This window comes from Streptomyces sp. NPDC050388 (genome assembly GCF_040655635.1).
Lineage (GTDB): Bacteria > Actinomycetota > Actinomycetes > Streptomycetales > Streptomycetaceae > Streptomyces.
Genome location: NZ_JBFAKH010000218.1, coordinates 1 through 3364, shown reverse-complemented (window position 1 = coordinate 3364; position 3364 = coordinate 1). Strand labels below are relative to the sequence as shown.

Here is a 3364-nt window from a genome sequence, read left to right as displayed (position 1 = left end):
TAACGACCACTCGCGATTCGTCAGATCCCCCCGGCCCATGCCCGAACCAACGAGCGACCGGTCGGAAAGTCACATGATCCGCCGGACAGTGCCTAGTGCTGGAGCTTCGAGGTGAGCTTCGCCTGCATCTTCTGCGTCGTCAGGCGCAGGGCTTGGGCGAGTGCCGTCTCGGACGGGGTGCAGGGGTCCTCGCGGGTGAAGCAGAGGCGCGCCTGCGGCCCCGAGATGGTGATGGCGATGGGCGGGTACCCCTGCGGGGTGGGGAGGGTCTGCGCGAGTGCCGCGATGCCGGGTTGGGTCTCCTCGATGTTGCGCGCGTAACCGCGCTGTCTGACGTTCTCCAGTTCGGCTTCGAGGGCCGTGCGGGTCGGGGTGGTGGTCTTCGCCGCGTGCGGGAGCGGTTCGTTCGGGTAGATCCGGCGGAGCTGCTCGGTCGTGAGGGTGGCGAGGAGGGCTCGTCCGCAGGCCGAGGTGTGCGCGGGGAGGATCGTCCCCGCCCGGGCTTCGATGCGCATGTGGTGCTGTGAGGCGATGCCGTAGATGTAGCGCACCGCCTGCCCTTCGAGGACCGCGAACTCCACGGTCTCACCGGTCGCCGTCTGCAGCTCGAGCAGGTCGTCCTGGATGAGGTGGGTGAAGTCCGTGTCGGCGTGGGCGGGGCGGGCGGCGGTCATGGCCGGGCCGAGGCGGTAGCCGGGGCCGTCGAGTGAGCGGCGCATGAAGCCGTTCGCCTCGAGGGTGGCCAGGAGCCGGTGGGCGACGGAGGTCCCCACACCCAGCTCGTCGGCGGCACGGGCGAGGGTGACGACCGGCTCCTGCTGCGCCAGTGCGAGCAGTCGAAGTGCCCTGTCCACAGTTTGGAGAGTGTTCACGGCTTGATATTCCCACATACAGGGAATGATTGACTAGCCACTCCCTCATAGTGGATTCTCTCGATGTCCGCAGGCGAACGCACACTCGAACGAGTGCCTTTGCGTGGCGCGGACTCCTGGGCGCGAGACCACCCCCTCGCATGCCCGTGGCGTAAGTGGCCGTTGAGGCGTGAACCGCCCGTGAGTACGTGTGACGTGCCGCGCAGTGAGGACACCGAGGAGAGTGAAGCGATGTCAGTCAGTGAACTCGAAGGGGCGGCCGGAACAGGCCGGCCGGACACGGCACCGGAGGGCCCGGAGGCCGGGAGCGGTACCCCCACCGCCCGGCGCGCGGTCGTCAGTGGCGCGCTGGGCTCCGCGCTGGAGTGGTTCGACTTCTCCGTCTACGGCGCGTTGTCGGCCACGGTGTTCCCGCAGCTCTTCTTCCCCGACCTCGCGCCGGGCACCGCACTGCTGGCGTCGTTCGCGACCTTCGGGGTCGGGCTGGTGGCACGGCCCCTGGGCGGGCTCGTGTTCGGCCTGCTGGGTGACCGGCTCGGCCGCCGGAACGTCCTCATGTTCACGCTGCTGCTCATGGGCGCGGCGTCGGTGCTGATCGGCCTGCTTCCGACCTACGCCACGGTGGGAATGGTGGCTCCGCTCGCGCTGGTGGCACTGCGCTTCCTGCAGGGCTTCGCCCTGGGGGGCGAGCACACCGGGTCGCAGCTCATGGTGATGGAGCACTCGGCGAGCCGGCGCCGCGGTGTCGCGGGTGCCCTGATGTCGGTGGGATCGCCGATCAGTCAGGTACTCGCCACCCTCACCCTGACCGGACTCGCCGCGTGGCTCACCGAGGACCAGTTCACCGGCTGGGGCTGGCGGATCCCCTTCCTGATGAGCGTGGCGCTCATCGCCGTCGGGTACTACATCCGGCACCGCGTCGAGGAGACTCCGGCCTTCCTCGCCACCGAGGGCAAGAGCGAGCAGCCGGCGCGCGGGCTGCTGAGGCAGCACCGGAAGACCGTGATGCTGCTGGTGCTCGCGTGGGCCGCGCCGGGAGCGCTGTACTACATCACCGTCACCTTCGCCATCAGCTACCTCACGGGCCAGCTCGGCTTCGACAAGAGCTCCACCTTCGGGTTGATGGTCGTCGCGAACTCGATCTCCATCGGGGCCAGCCTGCTCGGCGGCTGGTCCAGCGACCGGATCGGACGAAAGCGCGTCCTCTTCACGGGTCTCGCGGTGCTGCTGGCCTTCCTCGTCCCGTTCTTCCTGATCCTCGACACGGGCAACTGGTGGCTGGCCGCGCTCACCATCACGGGTGCGCTGTGCGGTGTGCAGTTCATGACCGGATGCCAGGGGGCCTTCTACGCCGAGGCGCTGCCGACCCCCGTCCGGTACACCGGCTCGGCTCTCGGACTCACCTGCGGAAACATGCTGTTCGCCGCACCGGCGCCCCTGCTCGCGACGTGGCTGATGCAGATCTCGGGGAACGGAACCCTGCTGATCACCGCCTACGGCCTGCTCACGATCCTGATCTCCGCCGTGGCGATCCGCCTGCTCCCGGACCGCACCGGCCGGCGACTCGACGCGTGACGGGGCCCGCACCCTGCCGTACGCGCCCCTCCGCTCCCCCACACCCGCCTGAATCCTCACCCGAGGGAGAAACACAATGACCGACGACGCAGTTCGCACCGCCAGCGTGGTGACCGAGGAGGACCTCCGCCTCCTTCGGGAACTGAAGGTCAAGGACCGGCTGCACGACCTCGAGGCCGCCTACTGCCGCGGGATCGACCGGCGTGACCCCGAGTTGCTGAAGTCGATCTTCTTCGACGACGCCTTCGTCCGCCTGGGCGACATGAAGGAAGGCGGCGTGGACGAGTGGGTGAACTGGATCATCGACGAGTTCAAGCCCCGGTTCGAGAACACCACCCACTACCTGCTGAACGAGTGGTACAAGGTGGACGGCAAGACCGCCGAGGGGGAGACCCATCGCCTCTCGTACCACCGCTTCGGGGACCCGGCACGCGAACTGATCGCCGCCAGCCGCACGTTCAACCGGTACGAGGAGCGCGACGGCGTCTGGAAGATCACTTTCCGCGAGGTGATCCGGGACTGGATCCACGAACGCCCCGTGGACCAGGAGCTGTTCACCGGCGGGTTCGCCATGGAGCTGAGCAAGCCCGGCCCCGAGGACAAGAGCTACCAGGTGCTCTCGATGTTCGGCCGGGGTCCGCTCCAGCCCGAGTGACCCCCGGTTCCGTGCCCGGCCGCGGGACGGGCCCCGTGCGGGAACCCGCACCACCATGAGCGCCGATGACCTCGCCCCTTCCCCCGGGGCGGGGTCATCGGCTTCCCGACGCCACCACCCGCTCGGCCGCACGCCGCGCCCTCCCCTCCGCACGACCGGGTCACGCGCGGCTGCGCGCCGAACCGCAGGCGCAGCCGGCGGTCGACCCGGCCCGGGCCGGGGCCGATCGGGCGAGCGGCGGGGGGGGGAGGGGGGTGTTTGC

General features: G+C 69.4%; 3 protein-coding genes. 2 read left to right on the top strand and 1 reads right to left on the bottom strand.

Annotation, left to right across the window (positions count from 1 at the left end):
• Nucleotides 1-92 precede the first annotated feature (92 nt).
• Nucleotides 93-854, bottom strand: coding sequence for an IclR family transcriptional regulator (locus tag AB0I73_RS40760; RefSeq protein ID WP_363045432.1), 762 nt, complete (start codon nucleotides 852-854; stop codon nucleotides 93-95).
• Between the two features lie 249 nt (nucleotides 855-1103).
• On the opposite strand from AB0I73_RS40760, the gene AB0I73_RS40755 reads away from it, so the two are divergent.
• Nucleotides 1104-2447 carry an MFS transporter gene (locus tag AB0I73_RS40755; protein WP_363045431.1) on the top strand — a complete coding sequence of 448 codons (1344 nt, stop codon included), beginning with the start codon at nucleotides 1104-1106 and terminating at the stop codon, nucleotides 2445-2447.
• A gap of 76 nt (nucleotides 2448-2523) precedes the next feature.
• The gene (locus AB0I73_RS40750) at nucleotides 2524-3102 is read left to right on the top strand and encodes a nuclear transport factor 2 family protein (protein WP_363045430.1); all 579 of its coding nucleotides are present in this window, start codon (nucleotides 2524-2526) and stop codon (nucleotides 3100-3102) included.
• Nucleotides 3103-3364: the final 262 nt, after the last annotated feature.

What these genes read in the sequence shown, in the direction of transcription:
- AB0I73_RS40755 (WP_363045431.1), top strand. Translation starts at nt 1,104, where the DNA reads ATGTCAGTCAGTGAACTCGAAGGGGCGGCCGGAACAGGCCGGCCGGAC.
- AB0I73_RS40750 (WP_363045430.1), top strand. Translation starts at nt 2,524, where the DNA reads ATGACCGACGACGCAGTTCGCACCGCCAGCGTGGTGACCGAGGAGGAC.